This window comes from Nonomuraea sp. NPDC050478 (genome assembly GCF_044458265.1).
GTDB classification, from domain to species: domain Bacteria; phylum Actinomycetota; class Actinomycetes; order Streptosporangiales; family Streptosporangiaceae; genus Nonomuraea; species Nonomuraea ferruginea.
In genome coordinates this window covers 334566-348016 of sequence record NZ_JBITHT010000003.1, presented here as the reverse complement: position 1 = coordinate 348016, position 13451 = coordinate 334566, and the positions used below count along the sequence as shown (strand labels likewise).

General features: G+C 72.3%; 11 protein-coding genes, 4 tRNA genes and 1 riboswitch. Of the genes, 7 read left to right on the top strand and 8 right to left on the bottom strand.

The annotated features are described in order from the left end of the window. Positions 1-135 precede the first annotated feature (135 nt). The 3 genes from ACIBF7_RS16060 to ACIBF7_RS16050 are packed head-to-tail and all read left to right on the top strand — an operon-like array spanning position 136 to position 3092. Positions 136-1620, top strand: a complete 1485-nt coding sequence (locus ACIBF7_RS16060) for a lyase family protein (protein ID WP_397197429.1) — start codon at positions 136-138, stop codon at positions 1618-1620. Further along, positions 1617-2750, top strand: coding sequence for a 4-carboxymuconolactone decarboxylase (gene pcaC, locus ACIBF7_RS16055; RefSeq protein ID WP_219547589.1), 1134 nt, complete (start codon positions 1617-1619; stop codon positions 2748-2750). The genes ACIBF7_RS16060 and pcaC overlap by 4 nt, the downstream gene beginning before the upstream one ends. 30 nt (positions 2751-2780) lie before the next feature. Beyond that, positions 2781-3092 carry a DUF6401 family natural product biosynthesis protein gene (locus ACIBF7_RS16050; RefSeq protein WP_219547587.1) on the top strand — a complete coding sequence of 104 codons (312 nt, stop codon included), beginning with the start codon at positions 2781-2783 and terminating at the stop codon, positions 3090-3092. A 16-nt stretch (positions 3093-3108) separates the two neighbouring features. Here ACIBF7_RS16050 and ACIBF7_RS16045 read toward each other — a convergent pair whose 3' ends face one another. The 8 genes from ACIBF7_RS16045 to ACIBF7_RS16010 form a co-directional block, all read right to left on the bottom strand. Further along, positions 3109-4029: a ribose-phosphate diphosphokinase gene (locus ACIBF7_RS16045; RefSeq protein WP_397197428.1), complete on the bottom strand. Its 921-nt coding sequence runs from the start codon at positions 4027-4029 to the stop codon at positions 3109-3111. A gap of 48 nt (positions 4030-4077) precedes the next feature. Then, the gene (locus ACIBF7_RS16040; RefSeq protein ID WP_219547583.1) at positions 4078-4347 is read right to left on the bottom strand and encodes a hypothetical protein; all 270 of its coding nucleotides are present in this window, start codon (positions 4345-4347) and stop codon (positions 4078-4080) included. 272 nt (positions 4348-4619) lie between these two features. Then, a complete protein-coding gene (locus tag ACIBF7_RS16035) occupies positions 4620-5435 on the bottom strand; it encodes a hypothetical protein (protein ID WP_148034451.1) in 816 nt (271 codons plus the stop codon). A 221-nt stretch (positions 5436-5656) separates the two neighbouring features. Then, positions 5657-5728: transfer RNA gene (locus ACIBF7_RS16030), tRNA-Val, on the bottom strand. A gap of 19 nt (positions 5729-5747) precedes the next feature. Further along, a tRNA-Gly gene (locus tag ACIBF7_RS16025) sits at positions 5748-5819 on the bottom strand. Between the two features lie 51 nt (positions 5820-5870). Next, a tRNA-Cys gene (locus ACIBF7_RS16020) sits at positions 5871-5941 on the bottom strand. Between the two features lie 15 nt (positions 5942-5956). Next, positions 5957-6028, bottom strand: a tRNA-Gly gene (locus ACIBF7_RS16015). A gap of 86 nt (positions 6029-6114) precedes the next feature. Next, positions 6115-9063: an N-acetylmuramoyl-L-alanine amidase gene (locus ACIBF7_RS16010; RefSeq protein ID WP_397197427.1), complete on the bottom strand. Its 2949-nt coding sequence runs from the start codon at positions 9061-9063 to the stop codon at positions 6115-6117. A 170-nt stretch (positions 9064-9233) separates the two neighbouring features. Between ACIBF7_RS16010 and ACIBF7_RS16005 the strand changes: the two genes are divergently transcribed. From ACIBF7_RS16005 to ACIBF7_RS15990, 4 genes are all read left to right on the top strand, one after another. Further along, positions 9234-9521, top strand: coding sequence for a hypothetical protein (locus tag ACIBF7_RS16005; protein ID WP_148030665.1), 288 nt, complete (start codon positions 9234-9236; stop codon positions 9519-9521). A 9-nt stretch (positions 9522-9530) separates the two neighbouring features. After that, complete coding sequence (glmS, locus tag ACIBF7_RS16000) at positions 9531-11351, top strand: glutamine--fructose-6-phosphate transaminase (isomerizing) (protein WP_219547579.1); 1821 nt, start codon at positions 9531-9533, stop codon at positions 11349-11351. 97 nt (positions 11352-11448) lie between these two features. Next, positions 11449-12171 carry an SAM-dependent methyltransferase gene (locus ACIBF7_RS15995; protein ID WP_397197426.1) on the top strand — a complete coding sequence of 241 codons (723 nt, stop codon included), beginning with the start codon at positions 11449-11451 and terminating at the stop codon, positions 12169-12171. 75 nt (positions 12172-12246) lie between these two features. After that, on the top strand, positions 12247-13164 hold the full coding sequence (locus ACIBF7_RS15990) for a tripartite tricarboxylate transporter substrate-binding protein (RefSeq protein WP_397197425.1): 918 nt from the start codon (positions 12247-12249) through the stop codon (positions 13162-13164). 32 nt (positions 13165-13196) lie between these two features. After that, positions 13197-13394, top strand: a riboswitch (cobalamin riboswitch). The last annotated feature ends 57 nt before the right edge of the window (positions 13395-13451 follow it).

The window sequence follows — 13451 nt, the reverse complement described above, 5'->3', positions numbered from 1 at the left end:
GCCGCTTCCGGGGGTTTCGGCGGTGCGGCAGCGGGCGCGTCCCGAGGTTCCGGTGCCGCCTCCCGGGGGACCGCCGCCGGCGCGGGTAGCTCCGGAGAGGTTTCGGGGGCGCTCGATACCGGGCTCCTGGCGCCGGTGCGTGCGGGCGTCCGCGTCGAGGAGTTGACGTCCGACCAGGCTTGGGTACGGGCGATGCTGGACGCCGAGGCGGCCTTGACCCGAGCGCAGGCGCGGGCGGGTCTGGTGCCGGAGGAGGCGGCGGCGCTGATCGGCCGCGCGGCGGCGGAGCTGGACGTGGACGTGCCCGCCCTGGCCCGACGCGCCCGCCGGTCGGCCAACCCCGTCGTGCCGCTGGTGTCCGACCTGCGCGAGGCCGCCGGCGCGGCGGCCTCCCACGTGCACCTGGGCGCCACCAGCCAGGACATCCTGGACACCGCCGCGATGCTGGTCGCCCGCCGGGCGTCCGAAGCCATCCTCGCCGACCTCGACGCCGTCGCGGCGTCCCTGGCCGGGCTGGCGGAACGGCACCGCACCACGGTGATGGCCGCCCGCACACTGGGCCAGCAGGCCGTCCCCACCACCTTCGGCCTGAAAGCGGCCACCTGGCTGGCAGGCGTCCTGCGCGCCCGCGACCGCCTGGCGGCCGTCCCCCTCCCCGCCCAGCTCGGCGGGGCCGCCGGCACCCTCTCCGCCCTCACCGAAGCCACCGAAGGCCCTCCCACGAGCGCCCAGTCTCCCGAAGGAGCGGAGGCCGCGGGGACATCCCTTCCAACTCCACACCAGCCCGGCGAAGGCCGTTCCCCTTCCGCCCTCACCGAAGCCGCCGAAGGCGCTTCCGCGAGGGCGCAGTCTTCCGAAGGAGCGGGAGCCGCAGAGACCCCCTCTCCCACTCCACACCAGCCCGGCGAAGGTCGTACGAGTGAAGGGCGGGCGGCCTCTGGCGTCGGTGAACACCCGCCTTCGGTAGGGGAACGGGCCCTGCGCGTCGTCGAGTTGTTCGCCCAGGAGACCGGGCTGGTCGCGCCCGAGATCCCGTGGCACGCCGAACGGTCGGTCGTCGCCGACCTGGGCGCGGCGCTGGCCGGGGTGTCGACGGCGCTCGGCAAGATCGCCGCTGACGTCGTGCTCATGTCGCAGACCGAGGTCGGCGAGGTGGCCGAGGCGTCACCGGGCGGCTCGTCCGCCATGCCGCACAAGCGCAACCCCGCCCTGTCCGTCCTGATCCGCGCCGCCTCGCTCCAGGTCCCCGTTTACGCGCAGGCGCTGGCCCAGGTGGGGGAGCACGAACGCGCGGCGGGCGCCTGGCAGGCCGAGTGGAGCCCGCTCCGCGAGTGCCTGCGGCTGACCGGCGGCGCCGCGGAGACCGCCGCGGAACTGACCGCCGGCCTCCAGGTCTTCCCCGGGAAGATGCGCGCCAACGCCGGGCTCACCGGAGGCCGCATCGTCTCCGAACGCCTGGCCGCCCACCTCGGCCGGGACGCGCTCACCGAGACGCTCCGCCGGGACGGCCCCCTCGACGCCCCCGCCGACCTGCTGGACCCGTCCGGCTACCTGGGCGCGGCCCCGGCCCTCACCGACCGAGTCCTGGCCGCGTACCGAGACAGAGAAGGACACCAGTGAAGCTCCATCATCGCGTCGACGGCCCCGCCGGCGGGCCGCTGCTCGTGCTCGGCCCGTCGCTGGGCACCACCTTGGACGTCTGGAAGCCGCAGCTGCCGGCGCTGACCGACCGGTGGCGGGTGCTCCGGTACGACCTGCCGGGACACGGCGGCTCGCCCGCGGCCGGCGGGTTCACGCTCGACGACCTGGCCCTGGCCGTGCTCGACCTGGTGGACGAGCCGTACTTCGCCATCGGCGGGATCTCGGTCGGCGGCGCGGTCGCCGCGACCGCCGCGCTCAGGGCGCCGGAGCGGGTGCGGAGCCTGATCATGTGCTGCTCGTCCGCCAGGTTCGGCGAGCCGGGCCCCTGGCGGGAGCGGGCGGCACAGGTACGGAACGCGGGCGTGCGGTCGCTCGGGCCCGTGCTGGCCTCACGCTGGTTCACCGACGGGTACGACGGAGGCTGGGTCATCGACATGCTCGGCCAGGTCGACGACGAGTCCTACGCCGCCTGCTGCGAGGCGCTGGCCGGTTACGACCTGAGGACCGGGCTGCCGGAGATCGCCGCGCCCGCGCTGATCATAGCGGGGGCCGACGACCCGGCGACGCCGCTGGAGCACGCGCTCACCCTGACCACCGGCATCCCGGGCGCCCTGCTCGCGGCCATCCCGGCGGCCTCGCACCTGGCGACCGTCCAGCGTCCGGTCCCGGCGACGGCCGCGATCCTGCGCCACCTCTCCGACACCTGGCCGGCGGGCGCGGGCAAGGCCGCGGGGGAGAGCCGGGCCGACGGGATGCGGACCCGGCGCGAGGTGCTCGGCGGCGCGCACGTCGACCGGGCCAACGCCGCCATCACCGACTTCACCCGCGACTTCCAGGATCTCATCACCCGCTACGCCTGGGACGAGATCTGGAACCGTCCCGGCCTCGACCGGCGCGCCCGCAGCGTCGCCACGCTCACCGCGCTGGTGGCGCGCGGCCACATGGAAGAGCTCGCGATGCACGTACGGGCGGCTCTGCGGAACGGGCTCACCCGCGAGGAGATCAAGGAAGTGCTGCTGCAGACCGCCGTCTACTGCGGGGTCCCGGCGGCCAACTCGGCCTTCGCGGTGGCGCAGCGCACGCTCGCGGACATCGACGCCGAAGGGTAAAGGGGTTTTGGGGTGGTTTATGGTTTAAAGGTGCATTTCGAGGATGGGTGGGCGGCTGCGCCCCTGCAGTGGGTGATGGGGGAGCTGGGCCAGGACCAGCTCGCCAGGATGGCCACCGACCCCGCGCTGGTCGCCGCGGTGGACCAGCACGCCGCGATCCTGCGGGACACGATCCCGCTCGACCCCGAGATCCTGGGCGACTACGTGCTGGGCTTCCTGGACGGACTGCGCGAGTGGGGCTGGTTCTACGACGGCCTGCCCGACCCCCCGGCGCTCCGCCTGACGGCCGCGTGCTGGCTCGCCCACCGGCACGGCTTCCTCACCGGCGACCTCCCCGCCTAGGCCGTCCGCCTGACCGTCATGCCCGCGCCGGCAGCTGGTCCAGCGGCTCGTTCCGGTACAGGCGCCCGATGGCATCGGCCAGGAGCGGCGCCACCGAGCACACATCAAGCGGCATTCCCGAGTCGGGCCGTTGTGCGACGGTGTCGGTGACCAGGATCCGCCGGATCATGGCACGGCTGAGGCGCTCGGCCGCCGATGCCACGAACAACCCGTGCGTCGCCACCACCACGATCTCCGGCGCGGCACCGTGGCCGGCCACCACCTCCGCGGCAGCCTCGATAGTGCCGCCGGTACTGATCATGTCGTCGACGATGACCACCGGACGATCCCGTACATCCCCCACCAGTTCCTCGGCGACCACACGTGTCCCGCTCAGCCTGGTCTTGCGCACCACCGCCACAGGACACGACAGCAGAGCGCCGTAATGCTCCGCCAGCTTGACCGCGCCGAGATCAGGCGCCACCACCACGGCCTCGTCCGGCACCTGCTCACCCAGCACGCGGGCGAGGGACGGCACGGCCGTCAGCATCTCCACCGGAACAGCGCAGATCGCCTCCAGCGCGGTCGTGTGCGGATCCGTCACGATCAGACGCCGCATCCCGGCCGACGCGAGCGCGTCCGCGACGACGCGGATTCCGATCGCCTGCCCGGACCGGCCACGACGGTCCTGACGGGCGTACCCGAAGTACGGCATGACCGCGGTGATCTGCGCCGCGCCCGCCCGACGGCAGGCGTCGATCAGCAACAGCGACTCCATCACGTGCTCGTTGACCGGCGGGCTCGTGGGTTGGACCAGATAGACGTCCGCACCCCGCATCCCACCCACGACGGGCCGGAGCTCTCCGTCCGGAAATCGCTCCACCGCCGCGGAGACCGGCGCGATGCCGAGAATCCCGGCCACGGAGCCGGCCAGCGCGTGGTTGGCCGTTCCCGCCACGATCTGCAGTGTCATCGGTGTGGTCCACCTCCGCTCCTGGCGGGGCGCCTACCCCTCGCTGCCCTCGCTCCCCCTCCGGCCCAGGCCGGCCGCGAGCAGCAGCTCGTGGGCGAGTCGTGCGGCCCGCTCCGCATGCGGCTGCCCGGGCTCCTCCACCGGAGGGCTCTCCAGGCCGCGGGCCAGGGCCAGACTCGCCTCCGCCAACGCCTGGAGCTGCTGGTCGACTTTGTCGGCCCGGGCCCTGAGAGCGTTCAGCTCGGCCTCGAGCGCATGAGTTCGTTCTTCTGAAGAAACCACGTCAGGCTGGGGCTCGGACATCTGACCCACCTCTCAGGAAGCGCTCGCTCTGCTTTCCCCCTGCCCAGGGTCGGCGCGGTGTCACAGCGTCCAGACCTCCTTACCGCCTGTTGATGATGCGGAGGGGTCGGTGGGCGGGATCTCGAACCGCCCGCTCGCCTCTGCCATGAGCTCGTTCAGCCTTCGGGTGCGGGTCCGTCGCCTGTGACCAGCACGGCCCCCGGTGAACGCGGGGTCGCGGCCGGGCCGAGTCGGCCCGGCCGCCCCTGCATCGTCCCGGAGGGCGGCGGGAGTCAGGGCTCCCGGATGTCCGGCCGGGTGGAGCCGACCGTCCCGGTGCCGGTCTGCGGCGTGATCCGCTGCTCCGACGTGCCGCGCTCGGCCATCTCCTCGGGCGTCATGGCACGGGCGTGCTCACGCCCCTGCTGGTACGCCTCCGCGTGCGCCCTGGCCTGCGGCGCCTCCTCCTCGATCCGGCTGAGCCAGCGCTCCCACCGCTGCTGCATGGGCCGCACGAGCCCGCCGCCGACGCCGATGGCCGCGATCGCGCCCACTGTGGCGAGCGCCGCGATCAGGACCGGGGTGGTGACCGCCGTGGCCACGCCGATCTGGTTGAGCGCGGCGATGATCCCCAGCGCCCAGATGAACACTTCCGCGGCCACGGCCAGCAGGCGGCCGTAGGACAGCCCGCCGAGCGCGCCCCTGATGATGTCGCCGACGGCCTTCGCGATCGCGCCGGCCACCACGATGATCACGATGGCCACGATCGCCATGGGCAGCCACGCCACCACGGCGTTCAGGAGCGCGGAGATCGGGTTCGGCCCGAACACGCTGAACGCGATCTGCAGGGTGACCAGGATGATCGCATAGAAGACGATCCTGGCGAGCAGGCTGCTCGCGTCGTACTGGCTGCGCTCCAGCCACCTCTGCACGCCACTGCGCTGGACGGCCCGGTCGAACCCGACCCGCTCCAGAACCTTGTCGACGACCTTCTCCAGCAGCTTCGCCACGATCCAGCCGATGATGAGTATGACCAGGAACGCGATGAGTCTTGGTACGAATGTCGCGATCATTCGCCAGGCATCGGATATGCCCTGGCCTATGTTGATGTCCACGGTTTCCCCCTCCGAGGAGCCAATGTCAGCGCGCTACCCGCTCGGAGTGGCTATATGCACGCAGCGTGACATAATCTGCGCAGAAGCGGCTAAATGGTAAACGGAGCGTGATGATGGACGCCCTTGAGGTCAAGGCCGCTCGATGATTCGCCCTGGCCCGGTGCAACGAGAAAGCCCCAGACCTGGCGGGTGCCAGAATCTGGGGCTTTGTGGGGTGGACGATACTGGGATTGAACCAGTGACCTCTTCCGTGTCAGGGAAGCGCTCTCCCGCTGAGCTAATCGTCCGTATTGAGTTGTCACTCAGAGCGGAAGACGGGATTCGAACCCGCGACCCTCACCTTGGCAAGGTGATGCTCTACCCCTGAGCCACTTCCGCATGGCACTGCTCTTACCTTAGCGGATCTCGTGAGATCCGCCGAACCTGCCGAGGTGGAGACGGGATTTGAACCCGTGTAGACGGCTTTGCAGGCCGCTGCCTCGCCTCTCGGCCACTCCACCAGGAGTTGAACTCCGAGCGGAAGACGGGATTCGAACCCGCGACCCTCACCTTGGCAAGGTGATGCTCTACCCCTGAGCCACTTCCGCGTGTCTCCGGCGCCAGCCGGTTACGAAGAAAACCATATCGCTTTCCGGGAGTGCCCGTGTCCATGGAGCAGCTCCCGGGGCGGAAATCAGCGGATGAGGCGGACGTCCTCCGCCTTGACGAACGCAACGCGGTGACCGAGCTGGATCTGGTGGTAGCGCTGCCTGCCCCTCACGGTGACGTGGCTCGCGGGCTTGTATCCGGCCGCATGGTACGAACCGGTCAGGGTGTCGCCGACCGTGTACGCCTCGCCGGGGCCGATCCGGTACGGGAGCGCGACGTGAGGCTGGTAGGCGACTCCCGTGCCGCGATAGGCCGACTTCTCCGGGTAGGCGCGCCCGTACACCTTGACGTCCGGGTTGCGCGGGACCACCACGGGGCCGCGGGCGCGGACGGCGGTCGGGTGCTCGTGCGGGTCGTGGAACCAGGCACGGCGGCCGAGATACCAGATGGCCGTCCAGTCGCCGCGCCGCCCGGCCACCGCGAACCGCTGCCCGGCGGAGACGCGGGCGCTGTGGTCGTAGACGCTGTACGTGCTGGGCTCGCCGACTCGCTTGCCGATGTCGTCCACCAGCGGCGCGTCGTGGCGGGGCGCCGTGTGCAGCCACACCGCGGACGCGCCGTGCGGCGGGCACGGGCGGTCGGGCTTGGCGCTCTTGCAACCGGTGAAACGCGGCCGGTGCTCGTCGTACTCCGGCAGGATCAGGACGGATCCCCCACGCCTGGGCCGCTCCCGCACAACCCTGCCGAACCCGACCCCATCACGCACGACCGAGCTTGCGGCGGTCTGGTCGCGCATGGCCGAGCCCGTGGAGTCCTGGTCACGCACCACCGGGCCGCTCTGACCGCGCACGACCGCGTCCGCTGCGGCCTGATCAAGCCCGATGGTGTCGGCGGCGGTCTGATCACGCGCGGCCGGATCCGCGGCGGGCCGGTCAAGCGCGGCTAGGTCTGCAGGGGTGTGGTGGTGGGTGGCGGGGTCCGCAGTGGTCTGGTCATGTGCGGCCGGATCCGCAGGGGTGCGGTGATGCATAGCAGGGTCCGTGGCGGTCCCGTCGTGCGCGGCCGGATCTCCAGCGGTGTGGTGGCACATGGCGGGGTCCGTGGCGGTTCGGTCATGCGCGGCTAGGTCTGCAGCGGTGGGGTGGTGCGTGGCACGGTCCGCGGTGGTCTGGTCATGCGCGGTCGGATCTCCAGCGGTGTGGTGACGCATGGCGGGGTCCGCGGCGGTCCGGCCATGTGCGGCCGGATCCGCAGGGGTGTGGTGGTGCGTGGCAGGGTCCGCGGCGGTCCCGTCGTGCGCGGTCGGGTCCGCGGCGGTGTGGTGCATGGGCAGGTCTGCGGTGGTGTGGTCGCGTATGGCTGGGGCCGCCGGAGGCTGGGCGTGGGAGGGACTGGTGGTGTCGGGGTGGTCTGGTTCTTCGCCGTACGAGGTCGCGGGCTCGTCGGTGGCTGCCTTCCTCAGGGTGTCGAGTCGCCGGGGGCGCTTGTCGAAGGGGGCGTCGAGCAGGTCGAAGTAGTGGGCCCAGTCCCAGTAAGGGCCGGGGTCCTCGTGCATGGTCGCGAGGGTGTCCGGGGTGGTGCCGGGGACGTTGTCGTGGCCCAGGATGTGGGCCCGGTCGAGCGGGATGTCGTGCTCGGCGGCCAGGTGGCGGACCAGCCGGGCCGAGGCGCGGTACATGGCCTCGGTGTACCAGGTGCCGCCCCTGGCCAGGTAGCCCTCGTGCTCGATGCCGACCGAGCGGGTGTTGACGTCCCAGTTGCCGGCGTGCCAGGCGATGTCGCGGGTCTTCACATGCTGGGCGATCTGGCCGTCGCGGGAGCGGATCGTGTAGTGCCAGCTCACGTACTCCGGGTCGCGGATCAGGCGCGGGATGCCCCGGAAGGGGCCCTCGGTGTCGTGGATGACGATGTAGTCGATTCGGCGGGGGCGGCTCATGCGGTCGTGGTTGCCGTAGTCCTGCTCGCCGGTCCTGGCGTACGCGGCGGGCATCCACCGGCACTCCAGCGACGGCGGGCACTCGGCCCCGTCCTCCGGAGCGGTCGGACGGACGGGGGAGCGGAGCGCGGGGTGCGCGGGCAGCCGGACCAGGGAGCCGTCGTCCGCCCGTCGGGCCGCGCCGTCGCGGATCACCCGCAGCACCTCGTCGGCGAACGCGGGCGAGCCCGAGTAGCGGGCGACCGCGGCGTGCCAGCGGGCCGGGTCGGCGCTGGGCACGCCCTGGTAGGACGCGAGCAGGGCGGCGCCGGCCCGGATGTTCGCGGCGGCGTCCCTGCGCAGCCGCTCGACGCTGACCCCCGTCAACCGCGCGGCCTCCCCAAGAGTCGCCCCCCAGTCGCCTCCGGACGAGGCCGCCTCTCCCGAGGTCACTCCCCGATCGCCGCTTCCGGTCCGCGCCGCTTCGCCCGCGGTCGCGCCCTGGCCGCCGCTTCCGGACCGCGCTGCTTCGCCCGTGGCCGCGCCCTGGCCGCCGCTTCCGGACCGCGCCGCCTCGCCGCGGGTCGCGCCCCGATCGCCGCTTCCAGGGCGCGCCGCCTCCCTCCGATCGCCGCTTCCGGGCGGCGCCCCCTCTCGCCGATCGCCGCTTCCGGTCCGCGCCGCCTCTTTCGAGGTCGCTCGCGGGGAGCCGGATGCCGGCCGGGTGGTCTCGTGGGGTGTCGTCCCCTTGCCTTCCGCCGGGCCCGTCGCGGGTTCGCCCCGGGGATCCAGGTGCGGGCGGGGGCGGGCAGCGTCGCCGCGGGCGTCGCCGTGCTGGTGGCCCGGTGCGGCGGCGCGGGGGAGGGGGCCGTGCGGCCGGCCGCCGGAGCGGGGACCGGCGCCCGTGATGAGCGCGGGGTCCAGCAGGTGCATGGGGCCGTAACCGCCCGCCGTGGAGGGCTCGCCCGCGTGCGCGTCCCAGCGCGACTGCAGGTACGACACGCCCAGGAGCACGCTGACCGGCACCCCGTACTCCCTGGCCGCCGAGGCGAAGTCGTCCTGGCGTCCCCCTGGCTGGCCGGCCAGGACGGCGGCGGCGACGGCGACCTGCAACAGCATGACGGACCTCCACGCGACGGTACGACGCGAACACTGTGCGTCACCATTCCCGCGCCCGCATGGGATCTACCTAAAGCCGCACACCTGATTGGGAGAAGCTGAGCCCTCGCCGGAGCTGATTTCTGCCCGATATCGGGCAGGATGTTGGCGTGTCTCGTTCCATCTGCGTAATGTCCTCGTCTGTGTCTACGGCGCGGCATCCCTACGAGGACCTCATCGTCCACCTCACCCGGACGAGCCCGCTCGGGCCCGGCGAGGCGGCGCGCGTGGTGGCCGACGTGCTGTCGTACTTCTCCGAGCCCTCGGAGGAGTTCGTCCGGCGTCGCCACGGGGAGTTGCAGGCCCGCGGCTTCACCAACGATGAGATCTTTCCCCGGATCGCCGCCGAGTTGAGGGCCCGCCGGGTGGCGGCGCCCGAGCTGTCGCTGCGGCAGCTGCGCCGGATCGTCTACGGATAGGAGACTCGGATGTGCGGAATCGTCGCGTACGTGGGGCCGAAGGACGCGGCACCCATCCTGCTCGAAGGGCTGCAGCGGCTGGAGTACCGCGGCTACGACTCGGCCGGGATCGTCGTCTCCAGCAAAGGACTCAAGGTCCGCAAGGTCAAGGGCAGGGTCGCCGACCTGGCCAAGGTGGTGCCGGCCAGGTTCAAGGGCGCTCTCGGCATCGGCCACACCCGGTGGGCGACGCACGGCGTGCCCAGCGACGAGAACGCGCATCCGCACCTGTCGGGCGATGAGCGCATCGCGGTGGTGCACAACGGCATCATCGAGAACGCCGGGGAGCTGCGCGCCAAGCTCGTCGCCGACGGCGTGGAGTTCCGGTCCGAGACCGACACCGAGGTGCTCGCCCACCTGATCGCCGCCGCCGTCGACGAGAACGACTCCCTTGAGGAGGCCGTACGCAAGTCGCTCAAGAGCGTCGTCGGCACGTACGGGATCGCGGTGATCGACGCCGAGCGGCCGGGCGAGGTGGTCGTGGCCCGCAACGGCAGCCCGATCGTGCTCGGCATCGGCGAGAAGGAGATGTTCGCCGCCTCCGACGTGGCCGCGCTCGTCCGCTACACCCGCCAGGTGGTCCACCTGGAGGACGGCGAGCTGGCCGTGCTGCGCGCCGACGGGTTCCACACCTTCGCCAGCGACGCCCGCGAGACCGCCAAGGAGCCGCTGACCGTCGACTGGGACGCCGGCCACTACGACACCGGCGGCTACGAGCACTACCTGCTCAAGGAGATCTCCGAGCAGCCCGAGACCACCGCCCGCACGATGAGCGGCCGCCTGGACGAGCGCTTCAACGTGGCCCACCTGGGCGGGCTCAACATGAACGCCCGCGAGACCCGCTCCTTCCGCCGGGTGAAGGTCATCGGCTGCGGTTCGGCGTACTACTCCGGCCAGATCGGCGCCCAGCTGATCGAGGAGCTGGCCCGCATCCCGGCCGACGCCGAGCCCGCCAGCGAGTTCCGCTACCGCAACCCCGTCGTCGAGCAGGACACGCTCTACGTCGCCATCAGCCAGTCCGGCGAGACCTACGACACGCTCGCCGCCGTGCAGGAGCTCAAGCGCAAGGGCGGCCGGGTGATCGGCATCGTCAACGCGGTCGGCAGCGCCATCGCCCGCGAGGTCGACGGCGGCGTCTACCTGCACGCGGGCCCTGAGGTGTCGGTGGCCTCGACCAAGGCGTTCACCTCGACCGCGGTCGCGTTCGCGCTGCTGGCGCTGCACCTGGGCCGGGTGCGCGACCTGTCGCCGGCCGACGGCCGGCGCATCTGCGAGGGCCTGCGCAGGCTGCCGGGCCAGATCGAGGAGATCCTCACGCAGGGCGACAAGATCGCCGAGCTGGCGCAGAAGTACGCCAAGCACGCGAGCATGATGTTCGTCGGCCGGGTCCGCGGCTATCCGGTGGCCCGCGAGGGCGCCCAGAAGCTCAAGGAGATCTCGTACGTGCACGCCGAGGCCTATCCGGCCAGCGAGCTCAAGCACGGCCCGCTCGCGCTGATCGGCCCGGAGATGCCGACGGTGGCGGTCGTCCCCGACGACGAGCTGCTCGACAAGAACCTCACCACGCTCGGCGAGATCCGCGCCCGCGGCGGCAGCGTGCTGATGGTCGGCCACCGCGAACCGGACACCAAGCTGGCCGAGGACTGCATCGTGGTGCCCAAGAACGAGATCGAGCTGGACCCGATCCTGCTCACGATCCCGCTCCAGCTGCTGGCCTACCACGCCGCGGTGGCCCTCGGCAGGGACGTGGACAAGCCGCGCAACCTGGCCAAGAGTGTCACGGTGGAATAGCGGCAAGAGGGGGTTAGCAAACCCTTACCGTTCGGCTGGGTCATAGTCGGAATCCGGCCGGTGTCGCCCCGGGAGGGGAGCGCCTAGGGTCGAAAATGTGCCCCAGTCCGACCCCGACACTCCCAATCTCGCCCGAATGTACGACTACCTGCTCGGCGGCAAGGACAACTTCGCGGTCGACCGCGAGGCCCTGGACCGGCTGGCGGACCTGATACCGGAGGCGGTGCCGCAGGCGCGCGCCGCCAGGGAGTTCCTCCAGCGTGCGGTACGCTACGCCGCCGCGCAGGGCGTCACCCAGTTCCTGGACGTGGGCAGCGGCCTGCCCACCCAGGGCAACGTGCACGAGGTGGTCCCGGACGCCAGGGTCGTCTACGTCGACCACGACCCGGTGGTGGCCGCGCACGGCCGCGAACTGCTGGAGGAGCAGGCCGGGGCCGTCTTCGTGGAGGCCGACCTGCTCGACCCCGCGCGGATGCTGGACGGCGCCGCCGGCTTCCTCGACCCGGCCAGGCCGGTCGGGGTGCTGCTGGTGTCGGTGCTCCACTTCGTGCCCGACAGCATGAACCCGCACGCCGTGGTCGCCCTCCTGCGGGAGGCGCTGGCGCCGGGCAGCTACCTGGCGATCGCGCACGCCACCTCGTCCGGCGACGCCCCGGCGGGCGGCACCGGCCGGGGACCGGAGGAGATCCAGGCGTTCTTCGGTGACTTCGTCATGATCGAGCCCGGTCTGGTGCAGGCCCACGAGTGGCGGCCCGACCGGCCACGCCTGGTCGGCGCCACACGGCTGCCGCTGCTGGCCGGGATGGCCTGGAAACCTTAGTAGGTGATATCCGGCATGTGTAACTCTGCGTGATCCGTAAATAACCTGAAGTGGACACTTCGGGGGAGGCGGGTCATGCGGCGCAGGCGGTTCCTCGTGACAGGCCTGGGAGTGGCCGCCTGCCTGGCCGGCTGCGGTGACCGTCACGCCGGACGCGCGCCCGGCGCGTACGAGATCCTCGGCGGCGGCGAGCGCTGGAGCCGCGTCGCCGAGGCGTTCACCCAGGTGGCCCGCGGGGCCGGCTACCCGGTCGGCGGGGCCGGGCCGGTCACCACGATCACCATCACCGGGCTGCCCGCGCTCGCCGCCGCCGAGCTGAACGCGGCCGAGTCGCCCCTGCACGGCACCACCCCGCTGGCCCGGCTGGCCGGCGAGGTCGAGGTGGTGCTGGTGCCGCGCGACTCGGGTCTGGCCACCTTCGACGCGTTCGGCGCCCGCCTGCGCGCCGACCCCACGGGCACCCCGCTCGCCGGCGGGCCGCAGGGCGCCCCCGACCACCTGCTGTTCGGGCTCATCGCCCGCGGGCTCGGCGCCGACACCCGGCAGGTGGACTACACCGGCTACCCCGGCATCTCCGAGGTCGCCACCGCGCTGCTCGCCGGCCGCGCCGTCGCCGCGACGGGCCCGCTCGCCGGCTGGCGCCCGTACATCGACCGGGGCCGGGTCCGGGTGCTGGCCGTCTCCTGCGCCGAGCGGTTCCCCGGGCTGGACGCGCCCAGCCTGCTGGAGCTCGGCGTCCGGGTGGACTTCGCTAGCTGGTGCGCCGCCGTCGGGCCCGGCGGCATGCCGCAGGAGAGCCGGGAGGCGGCCATCGGCATGTGCGAGGAGGTGACCGGCTCGCCCGGCTGGCAGCGTACCTGCCGGGAGGGCGACTGGATGCCGATCCCGCTGGCCGGCGACCGCTTCGCCGCCTGGGTCGTCTCCGAGGTCCGCCGCACCAAGGCCGTGCTCCGCGATCTCGGCCTCCTCGAAAGCGGCAAGGGCACAACATGATGTGGCGGTTGCGAAAGCAGCCACTAGATGTAGGATCTCGATCGTTCGCCGGTTCGCCCCCGCCCGGGGCGGAGCAAAAGGGAACCCGGTGCGATTCCGGGGCTGCCCCGCAGCGGTGAGCGGGAACGACCGCCGTCAACGAGCACTGGAAAGATCCGGGAAGCGACGGCCAGTAGGAGAGTGCGAGACGCCCGCGAGCCCGAAGACCTGCCGGCGATGGACCATGTCCAGGGCCTCGAGGGAGGGCCCGGGGGCCTAGCGGCGTGCGCCGCCGTGCTCTCGCGCGC